The organism is Bradyrhizobium sp. KB893862 SZCCT0404 (genome assembly GCF_018130885.1).
Taxonomy (GTDB): domain Bacteria; phylum Pseudomonadota; class Alphaproteobacteria; order Rhizobiales; family Xanthobacteraceae; genus Bradyrhizobium; species Bradyrhizobium stylosanthis.
Genome location: NZ_JAFCLT010000001.1, coordinates 1,125,379 through 1,145,775, shown reverse-complemented (window position 1 = coordinate 1,145,775; position 20,397 = coordinate 1,125,379). Strand labels below are relative to the sequence as shown.

Here is a 20,397-nt window from a genome sequence, read left to right as displayed (position 1 = left end):
TGCCATGCATACCGAAGCGTCTGTGGCACGGTGACGCAAAAACACGAAGGCCGCCGCAGCCTGACGCCGCGACGGCCTTCCGAACCTGGCAGGTCTGTCGGCAGCGCTACGCCACCGCCCTCACCTGGCTGATGAATCCGTCGACCTCCGAGGTCAGCGAGGTCGACTGACTCGACAGATTGCCGGCCGCCTTCAGCACGCCGGAGGCCGCACGCCCGGTCTCGCTCGCCGCCGACGAGACGCTGGCGATGTTGCGCGTCACGGTCGAGGTCGCCTCCGCCGTATGCTGCACGGTGTTGGCGATCTCGGCGGTGGCCTTGTTCTGCTCCTCGATGGCGGCAGCGATCACGCGGTTGATGCTCGAGACTTCCTCGATGGTCTTGACGATGCCGTCGATCGCCGCGACCGCCTTCTGCGTCGCGCCCTGGATCTCGGTGATCTGGCTGCTGATCTCCTCGGTCGCCTTGGCCGTCTGCGAAGCGAGGTTCTTCACCTCGCTCGCCACCACCGCAAATCCCCTGCCGGACTCGCCGGCGCGGGCGGCCTCGATGGTCGCGTTCAGTGCCAGGAGGTTGGTCTGACCGGCAATCGAGGTGATCAGGCCGATCACCTCGCCGATGCGGTCGGCGCCTTCGGCCAGCGCGCGCATGGTGGTGTCGGTCTCCTTCACCGTGGCGACCGCCTGCTCGGTCGCGCGCGTCGCCTGGTCGACCTGGCGGTTGATCTCGCGAATGGAGGCGTTGAGCTCCTCGGCCGCGGCTGCGACGGTCTGCACGCCGCTGCCGACCTGGTCGGCAAGGGTCGAGGCCGAGCCGGCCTGGGTCTGGGCTTCGCTCGCCGTCCCCGACATCGAGCGCGCGGTCGTCTCCAGCTCGCCCGAAGCGCTCGACAGCGCCTGCACCATCTGGCCGACGCGGCTTTCGAACTGCCGCACGAGACCGGACAGATCGGAGGCGCGCTTCTCCTTCTCGGCGCGCTCGGCGGCCTGATCGCCCGACAGGCGCTCGGCGTTGATCATCGCATCCTTGAACACCTGCAAGGCAGCGGCCATGCGGCCGATCTCGTCGTTGCGATCGAGGCCGGGCACTTCGCCGGCGAAATCATGCGCGGCAAAACGGGTCATGACACCGGTAATCGCGGTCAGCGGCCGGGTGACGCGGTTGCGCATCAGCATCAGCCCGCCGATCGTCAGCGCCAGCGAGGCCGGCATGAGCAGGCCGAACAGGATGAGGCTGAAGCGGGCCCGCGAGGCGCCCTCCTCGGCCCGCGAGATCATGTCGGCGAGCGCGGTCTGCGTGACGATGACGACATTGTTGGCCCCGACCAGCTGGCGATCGCGGTACTCGATGCCGACAACGCCGGCGGGCTCGCCGGCAAGCAGCTTGGTGGCGATCGCATTGCGCTCGTCGCTGAGCGCGCCGGAGATTTCCGGCTCGGCGTTGCGGATCGCCTGCAGCAGCTCGGGCGAAGCCACATTCGGGCTGAGGTCGCGCACCACGAGCCAGGACTGCTGGATGCGGCCGCGGAGGTCAGCGAAGGTGACGCCGTCCGCAGGCGTCCAGGTCTTGTTGGCGAGGATCGAGGAGAACTGGACCAGGATGGTCTGGCCGGCATTGGCGCGGGCCTGCCAGGAGGCCTGCTTGGCGATCAGCAGACGATCGACCACGGGGTCGATCAGCGTCATCGCGCCGTCGACATGGGCGGTGACGTCGCCGATCGCGTCCATATAGGCGTCGCTGACCTTGGCCCAGCTCGGCGTCAGGCTGGCTTCGCGCGCGCCCTTCTCCTGCTTCAGAGCCGTCACCGAACGCGGCCGCAGCTCCTCGAGCTGGGCCCAGATGCCGCGGAGCTTGTCGAGCTTTTCGGCAAGACCGGGGGATTCGACCGCAGCGAGGCTCTGCAGGGCCTGCGCGTAGTTCTTCTGCACGGTGGCGCGCTGTCCGGCGAGGCTGTTCATGACGCTCTCGGGCGCGGGCGCGGCCGATGCCAGATAGCTGAGCGTGTCACCGCGCTCCAGGCGGAAGATCACCAGCGTGTTGGTGAGGTCGCGGCTGGCGATCGTGAGCGCGACGATGCGGTTGCTGTCCGCGTAGCGCGTGACCGCGAGCTTCAGCGCATAGGCCGAGATGACGACGAGGACGAGACCGAGAGACCCAACCACCGCCCCGAGGATACGGGCGACCGAACGCTGCTTTTGCATCGACTGATCCACAGATGTTGCCGCGAGAGGCGGTTTGCGCGGCAATCTACGGAGCGAACGGTGAGATTTGATTTAAGATTGAAGGGAGTTGGCTACCGTTTTCTCCCGGACAATTACGGATGTCCGGTAATTCGGTACTTCCGTCAGGCGCGCGCGTCCGCCGGTGCCCGCGATTTGAGCCAGCGGGCGCAGACAAGGCCCAGCGTGACCATGATCGCCGCGCTCACGAGCAGCGTCGGCACCTTGCCGCCGTGCTGGAGGCCGAGGCCATAGGCGATCGGGCCGACCGTCTGCCCCATGAAGAAGAAGAACGAGTGGAGCGACATCGCGGTCGCCCGCGCCCCGACCGAGAGCTCGCTGGCAAACACCTGGAGGCAGCCATGGATCATGTAGAAGCCCCACCCCATCGCCAGCATGCTGACGAATTGCAGCTTCCATTGCGGCCCCAAGGCGAGCAGGCCGAGCTGCAGCCCGACAAGGCCCGCGCCCGCGATCATCATGCCCTTGACGCCCAGCCATGGCAGGAAGCGCGAGACCGTGAAGGTGTAGAACAGCCCGCCGACCGCAAAGCCGGCGATGACGATGCCCGCGATCGACGGCGACTTCTCGCCGAGATCGAACAGCAGCGCGGCGATGAAGGGAAACAGGCCGAACACGCAGCAGCCCTCGACGAACACCGCCGAGTAGCAGTAGCGCGTGTTGGGGTTGGCGAAGATGGTGCGATAGCCCTGCCGCAACGCCTTCAGGTCGGTCTTCGGCGGCGCCGTCAGCGCGGCACCGCGAAAGCCGGCCGCCACCGCCACGGCCGCGATCAGACCGAGCGCGCCGAGGATCATCAGCACGCCGCGCCAGCCGATGAACTCGCCGATGATGCCGGAGGCGGTCGCACCTAACAGGTTGCCGGTCATCGAGCCCGCGAGCGTGCGGCCGATCGCGACCTGCCGCTTGGCGGGCACGACGAGGTCGGCGGTCAGGCCGAGAGCAACCGGAAACACGCCGCCGGCGGCGATGCCTGCCAGGATGCGGCTCGCGAACAGGCCCGAGAAGGTGGTCGCGACCGCGCCGAGAATGGAGGCGACACCGAGCAGCGCCAGACACAGGGTCATCAGCCGCGCCTTGCCGAACATATCCGCGGCCGCGCCGATCACGGGCTGGACCAGCGCGTAGATCAGGGCATAGCCGGCCGCAATGCTGGCGGCGGTCGTGACGCTGATCGAAAAATCCTCGGCGACATGCGGCAGGACCGGATCGAGCGCGCGCGTCGACAGTGCCGCCGAGAAGCTCGCCAGCGCGATGATGTTGATCGCGGGTGGAAACTTCTGGTCGGCGGGCGCCCCGGTCGCAGGCTGGTGCATCAGCGCGTTGTGCTTTTCGTCACCGCGTCGAACGCCATCAGCGTACGGATCAGCGCCTCGAAGTCCCGCAGCGGCACCATGTTCGGGCCGTCGGACGGGGCGCGATCAGGATCGGGATGGGTCTCGATGAAGACGCCGGCAACGCCGACCGCGACGGCCGCGCGCGCCAGCACCGGCACGAATTCGCGCTCGCCGCCCGATGAGGTCCCCTTCCCGCCCGGCTGCTGCACCGAATGGGTGGCATCGAAGATCACGGGCGCGCCGGTGGTGCGCGCCAGGATCGGCAACGCGCGCATGTCGGACACCAGTGTGTTGTAGCCGAAGGAGGCGCCGCGCTCGGTGACGAGGACGTTCGGATTGTCGGCGCTGGTGATCTTGGTCACCACATTGGCCATGTCCCAGGGCGCCAGGAACTGCCCCTTCTTGACGTTGACGACCTTGCCGGTCGCGGCCGCGGCCAGCAGCAGATCGGTTTGACGGCACAGGAAGGCCGGGATCTGCAGGATGTCCACCGCCTGCGCGACCTCGGCGCATTGCGTGGCCTCGTGCACGTCGGTCAGAACGGGAAGACCGAGCGAGGACTGGATTTCGGCGAAGATCGGCAGCGACTGTGCCAGCCCCAGCCCGCGCGCCGCCGACGCGCTGGTGCGGTTCGCCTTGTCGAACGAGGTCTTGTAGACGAGGCCGATCTTCAGCCGCGCCGCGATCTCCTTCAGTGCGGAAGCCACTTCCAGCGCGTGCTGGCGGCTTTCGAGCTGGCAGGGCCCGGCAATGATCGAGATCGGCAGATCATTGCCGAATTTGACGCTGCCGATGGTGACGACCGGCGCCGCTGACGTCGAAGAGCTCAAGGCAAATCCCTCGTTTCGGCGCGACCATAGCCGCCGCGAGGGTCGGATCAACCCCATTCGGGCCGGGGCATCCGAATATCAGGGTTGCGCCGGGGGTCCCGGCGCCGCCCTTGCGTCGGCAGGTTCCTACTTCACCGCCGAGAAGGCCGTCGGCGTCAGGAGCTGGCTGACGATATTGCCGACGATCTGGCCGTCCGCTTCGCTTTCGGCGCGCGCTTTCATCCAGTCCGGATCGGTCATGAACTTGCCCCACTTCGTCTCGCGCTCGGCAAGCGACTCCCAGGCCAGGAAATAGGTCAGCTCCTGGTTGGATTCGCCGATCAGCGTGGTGAAGAATCCGGCCTGGCGGATACCGTGCTTCTCCCACAGCTTCAGCGTCACCGTCTCGAACCGCTTCAAGAGCGCCGGCAGGCGGCCGGGGACGCAGCGATAGACGCGCATTTCATAGATCATTCTTGTTCCTCCCTGAACAGGCCCGGCGGTTATAGCGGCTGGCCCCGACGGTGTCTTGAGCCCCGCCCGGCCGCCCCTGTGGCGTTCCGCGCATAGCTTGCGCTTGCGGCGCTGCGCCGGACTCCCGCAATGCTGCCGCAATGATCGGGCCGCTACAAAGGCTCAGTCGCAGCCTGGGTGCCTGTCACATGCGGATTTTACTGGTCGAGGATGAAGCGGAAATGGCCGGCGCGCTGGCCTCGGCGCTGAAGCGCTATGACATGGTGGTGGACCATGCGCCTACACTCGCCGAGGCGGAGGAAGCCATCTCCGCCGACGTCCATGCGGCCGTCCTGCTCGACCGCCAGCTTCCCGACGGCGATGGCCTTGCCCTGATCCCGAAGCTCCGGGCGCGCGCCGACGGCGTGCCGATCATCGTCCTGACCGCGCGGGGCGAGCTCGCCGACCGCATCGCCGGGCTCGACGGCGGCGCCGACGACTATCTGGCAAAACCGTTCGCGGTCGAGGAGTTGCTGGCGCGGCTGCGCGCCGTGCTGCGGCGGCCCGCAGGCCTGTCCCCCGACGTCATCCGCGCCGGCCGCCTCGCCTTCGATCTCGGTCATCGCGAGGCCAGCATCGACGGCACGCCGTTCGAGCTGCCGCGCCGCGAGCTCCTGGTGCTCGAAGCCCTGGTCCGCCGCATGGGCCGGACCGTGCTGCGCTCCGCACTGGAAGAGGCGGTCTACAATTTCGACGACGAGATCCAGTCGAACGCGCTCGACACCCATGTCTCGCGGCTGCGGCGAAAGCTCGCGGACGCCGACGCGGGCATCGAGATCCACGGCATTCGCGGCGTCGGCTATCTCCTCAAGAAGCTGCCAGCCTGAAGAAGCTGATATGAGCAAACACGACGATCCCTATTGCCTGCGCTCGCGGCTGAGCTGGCGCCTGCTCTCGCTCCAGGCGGCGATCCTGGTCGCGCTGGTCGCAATCGTCATCGCCGGGCTCTGCGCCTCCGGCTTCGCGCTCGCCGAGCGCGACGAGGACCGTGTCATCGACGTCGTCCAAGGTGCGCTGACGCGCGATGCGCAAGGCGGACTGACGTTGCGGCCGACGGCCGAGCTCCAGCAGTTGCGCAACGAAACGCCCGACCTCTGGTTCCTGGTGCGCGACCGGCAGGGCCGTTCGCTCAGCGAAGGCACCGTGCCGGCCGAGTTCGCCGCGATCGGCAACGGCCTCGACCAGATCAGCCAGGCGCGGCTCGGCTGGCAGATGTTCGAGGACGATCCGCGCAAGCCGGCGGCGCGGCTGAAACGGGTCGACACGCCCGCGGGCAATGTGCAGGTCATCACGGCGACGCAAGGACGACTGACCGGCGCCAAGGCGCTGTTCATGACCTCGCTTGCGTTCCTCGGCATCGCCCTGCCCGGCCTCTTGCTGATGGGAACGGCGACGTTCATCGCGACACCGATGATCGTGCAACGCGCGTTCAGGGGGCTCGATACCGCGGCGGACGAGGCCCGGCGCATCGATATCCACCAGCGCGGCGCGCGGCTTCCGGTGGAACGCATTCCACTGGAAGTCGTGCCGCTGGTGACCGCGATCAACGACGCGCTGGCACGGCTCGACCAGGGCTATGCCCGCCACAAGCGCTTCGTCGCGGACGCCGCGCACGAACTGCGCACGCCGATCGCGATCCTGAACACGCGGCTGGAGTCGCTCAGCCCCGGCCCGGACAAGACCCGCCTGCTGGAGGATGCCGCGCGGCTTGCGACGCTAGCCGAGCAATTGCTCGACATCCAGCGGCTCGACCGTTGCGCCCATCCCTTCACCCGCCTCAATCTCGTCGCGGTTGCGCAAAGCGTCGCCGCCGACCTCGCGCCGCTGGCGATCGCGGCCGGCTACGAGCTGGCCCTCGATGCGCCGGCGACACCGATCGAGACAATCGGCGATGCGGCGGCGCTGGAGCGCGCGCTGACCAATCTCGTGCAGAACGCGATCCAGCACGGCCCGCGCCGCGGCACGATCGGGATTCGCGTCTCTGGTCCAGCGAACATCGAGGTCACGGATGAAGGCGCCGGCATTCCCGCCGATCAGCGCGAGCAGGTGTTCGAGCCGTTCTACCGGCTGACGCCGCTCGATCGCGGGGCCGGCCTCGGCCTCAACATGGTGCGCGAGATCGTGCAGCTGCATGGCGGCCACGTCTCGGTGGCCGACGGACCGGAGGGCGGCGCCTGTTTCCGGATCACGCTGCCGCCGGTCCAAAAGAGTTGATTCAATCCGCATCCGCTTCCGGCAGCGCAATGCTGTCGCAATGCGCCTCCGCAACACTGCATCCGTCTCACCTCCGATCTCGGGAGGTGCAAACCAAGATGCCGGAGTGCGCATGCCCAACGATTTTCTTTCGTTCTTCCTGTCCTGGATGTCGTCACCGCGCCGGGTCGGCGCCGTCGCACCATCGGGTGCGGCGCTGGCCGACCTCATCACGCGCGAGATCAGCGCATCGACGGGTCCGATCCTCGAGCTCGGTCCCGGCACCGGCGCGTTCACCTACAAGCTGCTCAAGCGCGGTGTCCGTCCGCAGGATCTCACGCTGATCGAATACGGATCCGACTTCATGAAGCTGCTGCAGATGCGTTTTCCCGGCGCGCGCGTTCTGTGGATGGACGCAGGCCGGCTGACAACCGAGCGTCTCTATGACGGCGCGCCGGTCGGCGCGGTCGTGAGCGGCCTGCCGCTGCTCAACATGAGCAGGCGCAAGGTCATCTCGATCCTCGGCGGCGCGTTTAGCTATCTGCGCCCCGGCGGCGCGTTCTACCAATTCACCTATGGCATGAGCTGCCCGGTGCCGCGGCCCGTGCTCGACCGGCTGGGCCTGCGCGCAAAGCTCGTGGATCGCGCCTTGCTGAACGTACCGCCCGCCGCCGTCTACAGGCTGACGCGGCGGCCGCAGATGAAGCTGATCACGGGATCGCTTGCGCCTGAACCATCAGCGCGGGTGGCGCTGGAGCCGGTGCATCACGCGCGCGACTACTCCGCCGCGCGCTGAACCATCACACCAGCCGGCTCTGCACCATCGCCGCCTGAATGAACGAGGCGAACAGCGGGTGCGGCTCGAACGGCCGCGACTTCAGCTCGGGGTGGAACTGGACGCCAATGAACCAGGGATGATCCTCGTACTCGACGATTTCAGGCAGCACGCCGTCGGGCGAGAGCCCGGAGAATTTCAGGCCGTGCTGCTCGAGGCGATCCTTGTAGGCGGTGTTCACTTCGTAGCGATGGCGGTGGCGCTCGGAAATCTCGGTCGCGCCGCCATAAACCTGCGAGACGCGGCTGCCGCGGTTGAGCGCAGCAGGATAAGCGCCGAGCCGCATGGTGCCGCCGAGATCGCCGGCCTGCGAGCGTTTCTCGAGCTCGTTGCCGCGCAGCCATTCCGTCATCAGGCCGACCAGCGGCTCCTTGGTCGGGCCGAACTCTGTGGAGTTGGCGTCCTCGATGCCGACGAGGTTACGCGCCGCCTCGATCACCGCCATCTGCATGCCGAAGCAGATGCCGAAATACGGCACGTCGCGCTCGCGCGCGAACTGCGCCGCGCGGATCTTGCCCTCCGCACCGCGCTGGCCGAAGCCGCCGGGCACCAGGATGCCGTTGACGTGCTCGAGGAACGGCGCCGGATCTTCCTTCTCGAAGATCTCGCTCTCGATCCAGTCGAGATTGACCTTCACCTTGTTGGCGATGCCGCCATGCGAGAGCGCCTCGATCAGCGACTTGTACGCATCCTTCATGCCGGTGTACTTGCCGACGATGGCGATGGTGACGTTGCCTTCGGGGTTGCGGATGCGCTCGTTGATCTGGTTCCAGCTCTTGAGCACCGGCGGGATGCGCGCTTCGATGCCGAAGGCGGCGAGCACTTCGTCATCCAGGCCCGCGTTATGATAGGCCTCGGGCACGGCGTAGATGCTGTCGGCATCACGCGCCTCGATCACGGCGCTCTCGCGCACGTTACAGAACAGGCCGAGCTTACGCCGCTCTTCCTTCGGAATCTCGCGATCGGTGCGGCAGAGCAGGATGTCCGGCTGGATGCCGATCGAACGCAGCTCCTTCACCGAGTGCTGCGTCGGCTTGGTCTTCAGTTCGCCGGCGCTTGGAATGTAGGGCAGCAGCGTGAGGTGAATGTAGATGGCGTGGTCGCGCGGCAGCTCGTTCTTGAGCTGGCGGATCGCCTCGAAGAACGGCAGGCCCTCGATGTCGCCGACGGTGCCGCCGATCTCGACCAGCACGAAGTCGTAATCGTCGTTGCCGGAGAGGACGAATTCCTTGATCGCGTTGGTGACGTGCGGAACCACCTGGATGGTCGCGCCGAGATAATCGCCGCGGCGCTCCTTCGAGATGATGTCCTGGTAGATGCGCCCCGTCGTGATGTTGTCCTGCTTGGTCGCAGGCCGGCCGGTGAAGCGCTCGTAGTGACCGAGATCGAGATCGGTCTCCGCGCCGTCATCGGTCACGAACACTTCGCCGTGCTGATACGGCGACATCGTTCCGGGATCGAGGTTGAGATAGGGGTCGAGCTTGCGGAGGCGGACCTTGTAGCCCCGGGCCTGCAGCAGGGCACCCAGTGCCGCTGAAGCCAGACCCTTGCCGAGCGAAGAAACCACGCCGCCGGTGATGAATATGTACCGCGCCATGGGACCTAACCTCTAATCCCTCGAATTCGATTCGCCAAAGCGATTCGTATTCCGCCCCAAAGATTCTGCGGGCCTGTGGGTGAGCCAAAACTAAGAGTGGTGACAGTGCCTTGATGGGGATTGTTGACGCAGGACGGTAGCGGCCGCCCTGCATGGCCCCCCTGCTTTATTGCGAACGCGGCACCTGCGGGCCGGTCGGAGCCGGCGCCTGCTGCTGCTCGTCGGCCTTCTTTAGCGAATCCAGGATGCCGCCCGAGGTCGGCGGCGCGATCGGCGAGCCGCCGGCCGGCTGGCCCTGCGAGGCCGGCGTGCCGATGATCGACGACGGCGCGCGGCTGTAGCCCGCGTGCCAGGACAGGAACATGCTTGTGAGGAAGAAAAGCCCGGCCAGAATCGCGGTGGTCCGCGTCAGGAGGTTCGCGGTACCGCGGCTCGACATGAAACCCGCGCCGCCGCCCATGCCGAGGCCGCCGCCTTCCGACTTCTGGAGCAGGACGGCGCCGATCATGACAGCGACGATCATGAGGTGAATGACGATGACAACGGTCTGCATAGTGTCCTTCCGTCACAAGCGGGCGGCGCCTGACGGCGGCCGATCGCGCTTCGCGGGTTTTCCTGAAGTTGCGCGGTGTTACACGATCGGAGGGGCTATTGCCACCCCCGATCGGGCCCGGACCAACCGGTTTGGGTTAGCTAGGGGCAGCCCTTGGCAATGGCAAGGAAATCGGCCGCCTTCAGGCTGGCACCGCCGACCAGCGCGCCGTTGACGTTCTTGACGGCCATCAGCTCGGCCGCGTTCGAGGGCTTGACGGAGCCGCCGTAGAGAATGCGCATCCTGGCACCGTCGGCCTTGAACCGGGAGGTCAGGAATTCCCGGATAAACCCATGAATCTGCTCGACATCTTTCGCCGTCGGGGTCAGGCCCGTGCCGATCGCCCAGACCGGCTCATAGGCCACGACCAGATTGGCGGAGGTGGAGCCATCCGGCAGGGAGCCGTCGAGCTGGCCGCGCAGGATGTCCAGGGTCTGGCCGGCATCGCGCTGGGCCTGCGTCTCGCCGATGCAGACGATCGCCGTGACCCCTGCCCGCCAGGCGGCTTCGGCCTTCTGCCTGACGAGGGCATCACCCTCGCCGTGATCGGCGCGGCGCTCTGAATGGCCGACGATGATGGCGGTCGCCCCGGCATCCGCCAGCATCTCGGCGGCGATATCGCCGGTATGGGCGCCGGAGGCCTTGGGATGGCAATCCTGGGCTCCCACCGCGACCTTCTTGCCGGCCGCTTTGCCGGCAAAAGCCGCGACCAGGGTCACCGGCGGGCAGACCAGCAGGTCGGCCTTGGCGGCCACCTCTGCCGCGCCATTGAGCATGGCGTCGAATTCGGCAATCGAGCCCTTCAGGCCGTTCATTTTCCAGTTGCCGGCGATCAGCGGTCGGATGGCATCGGTCATATTAATTTCCAGCAAGATGAGGTTTGTGCATGCGCTAGCAGAGCTGCCACTGCAGTTCCAGAGACCAGGGGCGATTAACCGCAGCGCAGAGCCACGGCCTGACCTGAGGTTGCGGGGGGAAAGCCGCCACTTTATGATGATCTATCAATTTGGTGACGCGCTTTTGCGGAATCTGCATTAAGACGCGCTCCCGTTCCCCTCCTGACCAAACAAGTTGGACCAAATGCTTCGAGGAATGCGCAAGGCCTCATCAAACTGGCTCGGCAAAACCATTATGGCCATGGTGATGGGCGTGTTGATCATCAGTTTCGGCATTTGGGGCATCGCCGACATCTTCAAGGGCTTCGGGCAGTCCACGGTGGCCAAGATCGGCAGCACCGAGATTTCACTGAACGAGTTCCGGCAGATCTATACCGACCGCCTGCAGCAGATCAGCCGCCAGTTCGGCCGGCCGCTGACGCCCGACCAGGCGCGCGCGTTCGGCCTCGACCGGCAGGTGCTGCAGCAGACGATCGCGGAAGCCGCCCTCGACGAGGAGGCGCGCCGTCTCGGGCTCGGCCAGTCCGACGAGCAGATCCGCCAGGTGATCATGAACGACCCCAACTTCAAAGGCGTCGGCGGCAACTTCGATGCGAACCGCTTCCAGTCCGTGATCCGTAATTTCGGCTATACCGAGCAGCGCTACGTCGCCGAGCAGCGCAAGGTGTCGCTGCGCCGGCAGATCACCGGCACGATCGGCGCCGGCCTCGAGCCGCCGAAGACCATGATCGACGTGCTGACGCGCTTCCAGAACGAGCAGCGCTCCATCGAATTCATCAGGCTTGACGCGGCCCAGGCGGGCACCATCGACGCGCCCTCGCCCGAGGCCCTCGCCGCCTATTTCGAAGACCACAAGGTCCAGTTCCGCGCGCCCGAATATCGCAAGATCGCGTTCGTCGTGATCTCGCCGGAAGAGATCGGCAAATGGAGCGATGTCTCCGACGAGGACGCCCGCAAGGTGTTCGAGCAGCGCAAGGACCGGCTCGGCACGCCCGAGAAGCGCCAGATCCAGCAGCTCGTGTTTCCCAACGAGGCCGAGGCAAAGGCTGCACGCGAGCGCCTCGTCGGCGGAATGTCGTTCGAGGATCTCGGCAAGGAGCGCGGTCTCAGCGCCTCCGACATCGATCTCGGGCTCGTGACCAAGTCCTCGCTCGACGCTGCGGTCGGCAATGCGGCCTTCGCGCTGCCCCAAGGCGAGATCAGCCAGCCGATCCAGGGCGCCCTCGGCACCTCCATCGTCAAGGTCGACAAGATCGAGCCGGGCAGTGAGGCCGACTACGCGAAGCTAGCCGGCGACATCAAGCGCGAGATCGCGGCCGACCGCGCCCGCACCAAGGTCGCCGACCTCCGCGACAAGATGGAAGACGAGCGCGGCGGCGGCGCCAGCGTGATCGACGCGGCGCAGAAGCTCGGCCTCACCGCCGTGACCATCGACGCCGTCGACCGCTCCGGCCGCGCCCCGAACGGCCAGCCGGTCGCCAACATCCCCCAGGGCCTCGACGTGGTGTCGCAGGCCTTCAACACCGATGTCGGCGTCGACAACGACGCGATCTCGTTCAAGGGCGGCTATGCCTGGTTCGACGTGCTGGGCATCACGCCGTCGCGCGACCGCAACCTCGACGAGGTGCGCGACCAGGTCGAGGCGCGCTGGCGCCAGGACCAGATCGCGACCAAGCTGAAGGCCAAGGCGACCGAGCTGGTGCAGAAGCTCGAAGCCGGCGGCAAGCTTGCCGATGAAGCCACTGCGATCGGCGCCAAGTTCGAGACCGCGACCAGCTTCAAGCGCGACGACTCGCCCGCCGGCGTGCCCGGTACCGTCGTCGCAGCCGCCTTCCGCACCGCCAAAGACGGTGTCGGACAGACGGCCGTCAGCGGCGGCAGCGAAGTGATCGTGTTCCGCGTCACCGACATCGTCGATCCCGCGGTCGACGCCGCCTCCGACGCGGTCAAGAAGCTGACGGAAAGCCTCGACCGCGCCCTGACCGAGGAGCAGATCGCCTCCTACGTCAACAAGCTTGAAACCGACATCGGGACCACCATTAATCAGGCCGCCTTCGCGCAAGTGACCGGCGCGAACCAGTGAGTTGAAAGCACGCGATGGACGACCTGAAATCGATCATTGGAAAAGTCGCGACCGGCGCCAGCCTGTCGCGTGACGAAGCCTCATCCGCCTTCGATGCCATGATGTCGGGCGAAGCGACGCCCTCGCAGATGGGCGGCCTGTTGATGGCGCTGCGGGTGCGCGGCGAGACCGTGGACGAGATCACCGGCGCGGTCGCGGCGATGCGCTCCAAGATGCTGACCGTGGCGGCGCCGGCCGACGCGGTCGACATCGTCGGCACCGGCGGCGACGGCTCCGGCTCGGTCAACGTCTCGACCTGCGCCTCCTTCATCGTCGCGGGCGCCGGCGTGCCGGTGGCCAAGCACGGCAACCGCGCGCTGTCGTCGCGCTCGGGCGCTGCGGACGTGCTGGCGTCGCTTGGCGTGAAGATCGACCTCAAGCCCGAGCAGGTCGGACGCTGCGTGCGCGAATGCGGCATCGGCTTCATGTTCGCCCCTGCCCACCATCCCGCCATGAAGAACGTCGGGCCGACCCGGGTCGAGCTCGCGACCCGCACGATCTTCAACCTGCTTGGTCCGCTCTCCAACCCGGCCGGCGTGAAGCGGCAGATGGTCGGCGTCTTCTCCCGGCAGTGGGTGCAGCCACTGGCGCAGGTGCTCAAGAACCTCGGCTCGGAAGCCGCCTGGGTCGTGCACGGATCCGACGGCCTCGACGAGATCACCCTCACCGGCCCGACCTTCGTGTCCGCGCTCGAGAACGGCGAGATCCGGAATTTCGAGGTGACGCCGGAGGAAGCCGGGCTCTCGCGCTGCGAGACTGGTGCACTCAAGGGCGGCGACGCCGACGCCAATGCGATCGCGCTGCAAAGCGTGCTCAGCGGCAAGCCGAGCCCCTACCGCGACGTGGCGCTGATGAACGCCGCCGCCGCGCTGGTCGTGGCCGGCCGTGCCAAGGACCTCAAGGAGGGCGTTGCGATCGGTGTGCAATCGCTCGACAGCGGCGCGGCCAACGCGCGGCTGAAGCATTTGATCGCGGTCTCGAACGGCTGACCCTGACATGTCGGACATCCTGACCAAGATCGAGGCCTACAAGCGCGAGGAGATCGCCGCCGCCAAGCGCGCGCAGCCACTGTCGGCGGTCGAGGCCAAGGCCAAGGCGCAAGCCGCTCCGCGCGGCTTCGTGCGCGCGATCAGGGCGAAGCACGCCAGTGGCGACTACGCGCTGATCGCCGAGGTCAAGAAGGCCTCGCCCTCGAAGGGACTGATCCGCGCCGATTTCGATCCGCCGCTTCTCGCCAAGGCCTATGAGGCCGGCGGCGCCGCCTGTCTGTCGGTGCTGACGGACACGCCCTCGTTCCAGGGCCATCTCGACTTCATGGTGGCCGCGCGCGCGGCGACCTCGTTGCCTGTCCTGCGCAAGGATTTCATGTTCGACACCTATCAGGTGGCGGAAGCGCGCGCACACGGCGCCGACTGCATCCTGATCATCATGGCCGCGCTCGACGATGCCACCGCCAAAGACCTTGAGGACGCCGCGATCGGCTATGGCATGGACGTGCTGATCGAGATCCATGACCGCGCCGAGCTCGACCGGGCTTTGAGGCTGCGTTCGCCGATGATCGGCGTCAACAACCGCAATCTGCGCACGTTCGAGACCACGCTGGCGACCAGCGAGACGCTGGCGCCGCTGATCCCTGCGGACCGGCTGATGGTCGGCGAAAGCGGCATCTTCACGCCCGCCGACCTCGCCCGGCTCGAGCGCGTCGGCATGTCGACCTTCTTGGTCGGCGAGAGCCTGATGCGGCAGGCCGACGTCACGGCGGCCACGCGCACGCTGCTCGCGCGCGAGGGCGGAACGCGCGCCACGGGCACGCGCTGACATGGCGCGCAAGCCTGCGAAGGCCAAACCGGCCAAGGCCAAATCGACCAAGCCCGGTCCTGCCCTCACCCATATCGGCGCCTCCGGCGAGGCGCGGATGGTGGACGTCTCGGCCAAGCCCGCGACCGAGCGGCTCGCGGTCGCGGAAGGCCGCGTCCTCATGACGAAGGCGACGCTCGACCTGATCGTGTCCGGCAACGCCAAGAAGGGCGACGTGCTCGGCACCGCGCGCATCGCCGGCATCATGGCGGCCAAGCGGACTTCCGAGCTGATCCCGCTCTGTCATCCGCTGGCGCTGTCGAAGGTCACCGTCGACATCGAGCCGGATGCGAAACTGCCGGGCTGCCTCGTGCGCGCCAGCGTCAAGGTCACCGGCCCGACCGGCGTCGAGATGGAGGCGCTCACGGCCGTGTCGGTCGCCTGCCTCACCATCTACGACATGATCAAGGCGGTCGAGCGCGGCGTGCGCATCGAGGGCATCCATCTCGTCGAGAAGCTCGGCGGCAAGTCCGGCCATTACCGCGCCTAGAATCCCGTTCCGATTGCATCGGAACGGAATTCCCGATTTTGTTTTGACGCGTTTTCTTGACGCGAACCGGTACCCGCTTCGCTCGAAAACGCTTTGCTCCGTTACTTGAGCGACGTGCTGATCGAGCCGAATTTCAGCTTCAGCGTCGAGCCGAGGTTGTTGACCACGGCGATGATGGTGAGCGCGATGCCGGCGGCGATCAGGCCGTACTCGATCGCGATCGCGCCGGTTTCGTCGGCAATGAAGTTCTTCAAAACGGTTTTCATGATCAACTCCTCACTGTGTCGTCGGCAGGCATGTTCGCAAATCGCGTGCCATTGCCCGACGTGAGGATCGCCAGCACCTTAGATGGTTAAGCCTTGGTTGATCCTCGCGCGACCGGCAGAAACTGACCGGCATCGCGGGACGCTTCGGTAATTCCTGCATGTCCCGCATCGCGCGCATCGATCGCATTTGCGTGTGGGTATTCATGTCGCGTTAACTGCCCTTCCTAACTCCGCCTCCACATCGTTCCCGTAAACCAACGGATGTTTTGAGGATCCAGAATTGATCCTGGCGTGTGCAGGGCAATGATTGCGTGTGATGACGAGATTTGGCAGCCGTCTGTTTGACCAGGCCTTCGTACGCAGCGGACCGATCCGCTGGCTGGTGGTCGGCGGCACGCTGCTGATCGCCGCGATCGCGGTCGGTGCGACGTTGATGGCGCAGAACTTCCGCGAACGCGCGCTGCGCAACTCCGGCCGCGAGCTGGAAAACACCGTGCTGATGCTCGCGCATCATTTCGACCAGCAATTGCAGGACTTCGCGGTCATCCAGAAGGACTTCGTCGACCACGTCCGCGGCATCGGTGTCGCCAGCGCGGATGACTATCGCAAGCGTCTTTCCGGACAGGACATCCACCGCATGCTGCGCTCGAAGATCGAGGCGCTGCCTTACATGGGCGGCGTCAACATCATCGATTCCGACGGCAACGTGATCAATTCGTCGACGGCATGGCCGGCTCCCAAGATCAACGTGTCCGATCGCGCCTATTTCCGAACCTTCAAGTACGATCCCTATTCGCCTGATGTCCTGATCGAGCCGCTGCACAGCCGCATCTCCGGCGCCTGGACCATCCTCATCGTGCGCAAGATCATCGGCCCGAACGGCGAGTTCATGGGCGTGGTCGGTCGCGGCATCGAGCCCGCCAATTTCGAGAAGTTTTTCGAGTCCGTCGTGCTCGGCGAAGGTGCGACGATCTCGATGCTGCACCGTGACGGCACGCTGCTCGCCCGTTATCCCCATTCCAGCGAGCTGATGGGGCAGAATTTCAAGACCGGCCCGTTCGAGCACCAGCGCGTCTTCGGGCTCGATCATTTCGCCGGTCGCTTCATGAGCCCAGTCGACGGCGAAGACCGCCTGATCGCCTCGCACGCCCTGCCCCACTTCCCGATCCTGATGATGGCCACCACGACACGGGCGGCGGCGCTGACGGACTGGCGCGAGCAGATCGGCATCCTGATCTCGGTCGCCGCCTCGTCCGCGCTCGCCATCGCCGGCGTCCTGATCGCGATCGTGCGCAAGCTGCTGGAGCAGCACCGCCTCTCGCGGGAACGGCTGACGCTGGAAAAGCAACGGCTCGACCGCGCCGTCAACAACATGACCCAGGGCTTGCTGCTGTTCGACGCGGACCGGCGGATGGTGGTGTGCAACCAGCGCTACATCGACATGTACGGCCTGTCGACCACCGTGGTGAAGCCCGGCTGCAGCTTCCACGACATCATCGCCCATCGCAAGACGACCGGCTCGTTCGCCGGCGACATCGATCAGTATGTCGAACGCGTGCTGCGCGACATTCACGTGCGCAATTCCATGGTCGTCGACACCGCCGACGGCCGTTCGATCCACATCCTCAACGAACCGCTCACCGACGGCGGCTGGGTGGCGACGCACGAGGACATCACCGAGCGCCGGCGCATCGAGGAGCGCATCACGCACCTCGCCCATTACGACGCGCTGACCGACCTGCCCAACCGCGCCATGTTCCACGAGCATCTGCGCCAGGAACTCGCGGCGATCGCCAACGGCGAAGAGGTTGCGGTCCACTACATCGACATCGACGAATTCAAGGGCGTCAATGACGCGCTCGGCCATCTCGTCGGCGACGAGCTCCTGAAAGCATTGGCAACGAGCCTCAGCCGCTGCGCCGGTCCGGCCGATTTCGTGGCGCGGCTCGGCGGCGACGAGTTTGCCATCGTGCAAAGCGCGGTGACGTCGCCGGACCAGGTCAACGATCTCGTCGCCCGGGTCTTCCAGGCCATCCGCACGCCCATCGACTGCATGGGCCATCATCTCACCAGCGACGCCAGCATCGGCATCGCGCTGGCGCCGGGACACGGCACGGCGCTGGACCAGATCCTGAAGAACGCGGACCTGGCGATGTATGCCGCCAAATCCGCGGGACGCCGGACCTATCGCTTCTTCGAGCCGGAGATGGACGCCAAGGTCCGCGAACGGCGGCAGCTCGAGATCGACCTGCGCCACGCCATCGCCCATGGCGGCCTCGAGGTCTACTACCAGCCCTGCCTCGCCCTGAAGGACGACCGCATCACCGGCTGCGAGGCGCTGGTGCGCTGGCGCCATCCCGAACGCGGCATGGTCTCACCGGCCGAATTCATCCCGATCGCCGAGGACACCGGCCTGATCAACGAGATCGGCGAATGGGTGCTGGCGACCGCCTGCCGGGATGCCGCGACCTGGCCCGACGACATCCGCCTCGCCGTCAACGTCTCGCCGGTGCAGTTCAAGAGCGGCACGCTGGCGCTCAAGATCGTGGCCGCGCTCGCCGCGTCCAATCTGCCGGCGAGCCGGCTCGAGCTCGAGATCACCGAGGCGGTGCTGATCCGCGACGACGACACCGCGCTTGCGATCCTGCACCAGCTCCGCGCCATCGGCGTGCGCATTGCGCTCGACGATTTCGGCACCGGCTATTCCTCGCTGAGCTACCTGCACCGCTTCCCGTTCGACAAGATCAAGATCGACCGCTGCTTCGTCGACGACATCGCCGGCCCCGACGGCTCCGCCAGCATCGTGCAGGCCGTCGTCAACCTCGCGGCCGCCCGCCGCATGACCACCACGGCCGAGGGTGTCGAGACCGAGGAGCAGCAGCGCCTGCTGCGCACGCTCGGCTGCTCCGAGATGCAGGGCTATCTGTTCAGTGCCGCCAAGCCCGCCGACAAGATGCTGGAGCTGTTCGCGCTGCATCGCAGCCGGCTCGCCCAGCGCAGCGGCAGCGAGGGCCGCCGGCGCGAGGCCGGCTAGCTCGCAAACGTAGCCCGGATGGAGCGCAGCGCAATCCGGGGCCAGACCGACCGCACCGCACGATCCTTCGCGAGGCACGAACCCGGATTGCGCTGCGCTCCATCCGGGCTACGGATTTCGGGGAAGATCATTCAAACAAAATCGCCCGGGAGCGGTCATCCACTCCCGGGCGATCGATTTGCGAAAGATCGAAAATCCTAGTTCGGCACCGTGGCCTTCGCCGCGGGCTTGGCGGCGACCGCGTTCGCGGTCTGGCCGTGCAGGAAGTCATAGGCCGCGTGCAGGGCCTTGTCGTCCTTCTCTTCCGGCGGGACGTAGGATTGCGATCCGGTCTGCTCGGTGCCGTCGGCAGCCTGGAGATGGCCGCGCATCTGCGACTCGGCCATGGTGTCCATCCGGCCCTTCAGCTCCGCCGGCACGTCCTGGAGGATCTCGATGTCGGGCGCGATGCCCTGGGCCTGGATCGAGCGGCCCGACGGCGTGTAGTAGCGCGCCGTGGTCAGCGCCAGCGCGCCATTGCCGGTGCCAAGCGGGATGATGGTCTGCACCGAGCCCTTGCCGAACGAGCGCGTGCCGATGATCGTCGCACGCTTGTGGTCATGCAGCGCGCCGGCGACGATCTCGGAGGCCGAGGCCGAGCCGCCGTTGACCAGAATCACCAGCGGCTTGCCCTTGGTGAGGTCGCCGCCATGCGCGGTGAAGCGCTGGGTCTCTTCCGGATTGCGGCCGCGGGTCGAGACGACCTCGCCGCGCTGAAGGAAGGCGCTCGACACCGACACGGCCTGGTCGAGCAGACCGCCCGGATTGTTGCGCAGGTCCATCACATAGCCGACCAGCTTCTCCTGCGGCACCTGCTTGGAGATCGCGGCGATCGCCTTCTTCAGGCCGTCGGTGGTCTGCTCGTTGAACGAGGTTACGCGGATATAGCCGATGTCGCCGTTCTCGACATGGAAGCGCACCGGGCGGACATGGATGATCTCGCGCTTGATTGCGACGTCGAGCGGCGCATCAGCGCCCTTGCGCACGATGGTGAGCTTGGTCTGGGTATCGACCGGGCCCTTCATCTTGTTGACGGCCTGCTCGAGCGTCATGCCCTGCACGGCCTCGCCGTCGATCTTGCTGATGAGGTCGCCGGACATGATGCCGGCCTTGGACGCCGGCGTCTCGTCGATCGGGGAGACGACTTTGACGAGGCCATCCTCCATCGTGACCTCAATGCCGAGACCGCCGAACTCACCGGAGGTGGTCTCCTGCATCTCGGTCCAGGCCTTGTCATTCATGTAGCGCGAATGCGGATCGAGCGACGTCACCATGCCGGTGATCGCGCCTTCGATCAGCTTGGCATTGTCGGGCTTCTCGACATAGCTCGCCTTCACCCGCTCGAACACCTCACCGAACAGGTTGAGCTTGGAATAGGCATCGTCCGCGCCTGCCGCCGCCCTCGCCGCCCATAGTCCGCCCTGCGGACCGGATACCAGAAGGGTCAGACACACTCCGGTGAGCGCGCCCAGGGGGAACAGCAGGGATTTCCGCATGTAGTCTGACCTTATTCGCTTGGGGCTTTGGGGCGCCATGCAAATGGCGATCCAGCCCGGTTCTCACAATACCATTCAGGTT

The 20,397-nt window shown here is 66.4% G+C and carries 17 protein-coding genes; 8 read left to right on the top strand and 9 right to left on the bottom strand.

What is annotated here, in order from left to right; genetic code table 11:
• Nucleotides 1-106: 106 nt before the first annotated feature.
• The 4 genes from JQ617_RS05735 to JQ617_RS05720 form a co-directional block, all read right to left on the bottom strand.
• On the bottom strand, nucleotides 107-2,200 hold the full coding sequence (locus JQ617_RS05735) for a methyl-accepting chemotaxis protein (RefSeq protein ID WP_212025053.1): 2,094 nt from the start codon (nucleotides 2,198-2,200) through the stop codon (nucleotides 107-109).
• Between the two features lie 143 nt (nucleotides 2,201-2,343).
• The gene (locus tag JQ617_RS05730; protein WP_212025051.1) at nucleotides 2,344-3,555 is read right to left on the bottom strand and encodes an MFS transporter; all 1,212 of its coding nucleotides are present in this window, start codon (nucleotides 3,553-3,555) and stop codon (nucleotides 2,344-2,346) included.
• Nucleotides 3,555-4,406, bottom strand: coding sequence for a 3-deoxy-8-phosphooctulonate synthase (gene kdsA, locus JQ617_RS05725; RefSeq protein ID WP_063683273.1), 852 nt, complete (start codon nucleotides 4,404-4,406; stop codon nucleotides 3,555-3,557). The genes JQ617_RS05730 and kdsA overlap by 1 nt, the downstream gene beginning before the upstream one ends.
• 126 nt (nucleotides 4,407-4,532) lie before the next feature.
• Nucleotides 4,533-4,859, bottom strand: a complete 327-nt coding sequence (locus JQ617_RS05720; RefSeq protein ID WP_212025049.1) for an NIPSNAP family protein — start codon at nucleotides 4,857-4,859, stop codon at nucleotides 4,533-4,535.
• Nucleotides 4,860-5,047: 188 nt separating this feature from the next.
• Here JQ617_RS05720 and JQ617_RS05715 point away from each other — a divergent pair, with 188 nt between their 5' ends.
• The 3 genes from JQ617_RS05715 to JQ617_RS05705 all read left to right on the top strand — a co-directional run bounded on the left by JQ617_RS05715 (nucleotide 5,048) and on the right by JQ617_RS05705 (nucleotide 7,887).
• Complete coding sequence (locus tag JQ617_RS05715) at nucleotides 5,048-5,725, top strand: response regulator transcription factor (protein ID WP_212025047.1); 678 nt, start codon at nucleotides 5,048-5,050, stop codon at nucleotides 5,723-5,725.
• A 10-nt stretch (nucleotides 5,726-5,735) separates the two neighbouring features.
• Nucleotides 5,736-7,112, top strand: coding sequence for a sensor histidine kinase (locus JQ617_RS05710; protein WP_212025045.1), 1,377 nt, complete (start codon nucleotides 5,736-5,738; stop codon nucleotides 7,110-7,112).
• A 112-nt stretch (nucleotides 7,113-7,224) separates the two neighbouring features.
• The gene (locus JQ617_RS05705) at nucleotides 7,225-7,887 is read left to right on the top strand and encodes a class I SAM-dependent methyltransferase (protein WP_212025043.1); all 663 of its coding nucleotides are present in this window, start codon (nucleotides 7,225-7,227) and stop codon (nucleotides 7,885-7,887) included.
• A gap of 4 nt (nucleotides 7,888-7,891) precedes the next feature.
• Here the strand turns inward: JQ617_RS05705 and pyrG are convergent, their stop codons facing one another.
• The 3 genes from pyrG to tpiA all read right to left on the bottom strand — a co-directional run bounded on the left by pyrG (nucleotide 7,892) and on the right by tpiA (nucleotide 10,972).
• Nucleotides 7,892-9,523, bottom strand: coding sequence for a CTP synthase (gene pyrG / locus JQ617_RS05700; protein WP_063683268.1), 1,632 nt, complete (start codon nucleotides 9,521-9,523; stop codon nucleotides 7,892-7,894).
• A 166-nt stretch (nucleotides 9,524-9,689) separates the two neighbouring features.
• Nucleotides 9,690-10,076: a preprotein translocase subunit SecG gene (gene secG / locus JQ617_RS05695; protein ID WP_063683267.1), complete on the bottom strand. Its 387-nt coding sequence runs from the start codon at nucleotides 10,074-10,076 to the stop codon at nucleotides 9,690-9,692.
• Nucleotides 10,077-10,216: 140 nt separating this feature from the next.
• Nucleotides 10,217-10,972: a triose-phosphate isomerase gene (gene tpiA, locus JQ617_RS05690; RefSeq protein WP_212025041.1), complete on the bottom strand. Its 756-nt coding sequence runs from the start codon at nucleotides 10,970-10,972 to the stop codon at nucleotides 10,217-10,219.
• A 223-nt stretch (nucleotides 10,973-11,195) separates the two neighbouring features.
• On the opposite strand from tpiA, the gene JQ617_RS05685 reads away from it, so the two are divergent.
• Genes JQ617_RS05685 through moaC form a run of 4 tightly spaced genes read left to right on the top strand, consistent with a single transcriptional unit; the run spans nucleotide 11,196 to nucleotide 15,480 of the window.
• Nucleotides 11,196-13,094, top strand: a complete 1,899-nt coding sequence (locus JQ617_RS05685) for a SurA N-terminal domain-containing protein (protein ID WP_212025039.1) — start codon at nucleotides 11,196-11,198, stop codon at nucleotides 13,092-13,094.
• 14 nt (nucleotides 13,095-13,108) lie between these two features.
• Entirely contained in the window at nucleotides 13,109-14,122 is a 1,014-nt protein-coding gene (trpD, locus tag JQ617_RS05680; RefSeq protein WP_212025037.1) for an anthranilate phosphoribosyltransferase, read from the top strand.
• A 7-nt stretch (nucleotides 14,123-14,129) separates the two neighbouring features.
• Nucleotides 14,130-14,951 carry an indole-3-glycerol phosphate synthase TrpC gene (gene trpC / locus JQ617_RS05675; protein WP_212025036.1) on the top strand — a complete coding sequence of 274 codons (822 nt, stop codon included), beginning with the start codon at nucleotides 14,130-14,132 and terminating at the stop codon, nucleotides 14,949-14,951.
• A gap of 1 nt (nucleotide 14,952) precedes the next feature.
• The gene (moaC, locus tag JQ617_RS05670; RefSeq protein ID WP_212025034.1) at nucleotides 14,953-15,480 is read left to right on the top strand and encodes a cyclic pyranopterin monophosphate synthase MoaC; all 528 of its coding nucleotides are present in this window, start codon (nucleotides 14,953-14,955) and stop codon (nucleotides 15,478-15,480) included.
• Nucleotides 15,481-15,581: 101 nt separating this feature from the next.
• Here moaC and JQ617_RS05665 read toward each other — a convergent pair whose 3' ends face one another.
• On the bottom strand, nucleotides 15,582-15,746 hold the full coding sequence (locus JQ617_RS05665; protein ID WP_212025032.1) for a Flp family type IVb pilin: 165 nt from the start codon (nucleotides 15,744-15,746) through the stop codon (nucleotides 15,582-15,584).
• A gap of 316 nt (nucleotides 15,747-16,062) precedes the next feature.
• Here JQ617_RS05665 and JQ617_RS05660 point away from each other — a divergent pair, with 316 nt between their 5' ends.
• Nucleotides 16,063-18,780: a bifunctional diguanylate cyclase/phosphodiesterase gene (locus JQ617_RS05660; protein WP_212025030.1), complete on the top strand. Its 2,718-nt coding sequence runs from the start codon at nucleotides 16,063-16,065 to the stop codon at nucleotides 18,778-18,780.
• A 197-nt stretch (nucleotides 18,781-18,977) separates the two neighbouring features.
• Here JQ617_RS05660 and JQ617_RS05655 read toward each other — a convergent pair whose 3' ends face one another.
• Nucleotides 18,978-20,315, bottom strand: a complete 1,338-nt coding sequence (locus JQ617_RS05655) for a S41 family peptidase (RefSeq protein WP_212025028.1) — start codon at nucleotides 20,313-20,315, stop codon at nucleotides 18,978-18,980.
• Between the last annotated feature and the right edge of the window lie 82 nt (nucleotides 20,316-20,397).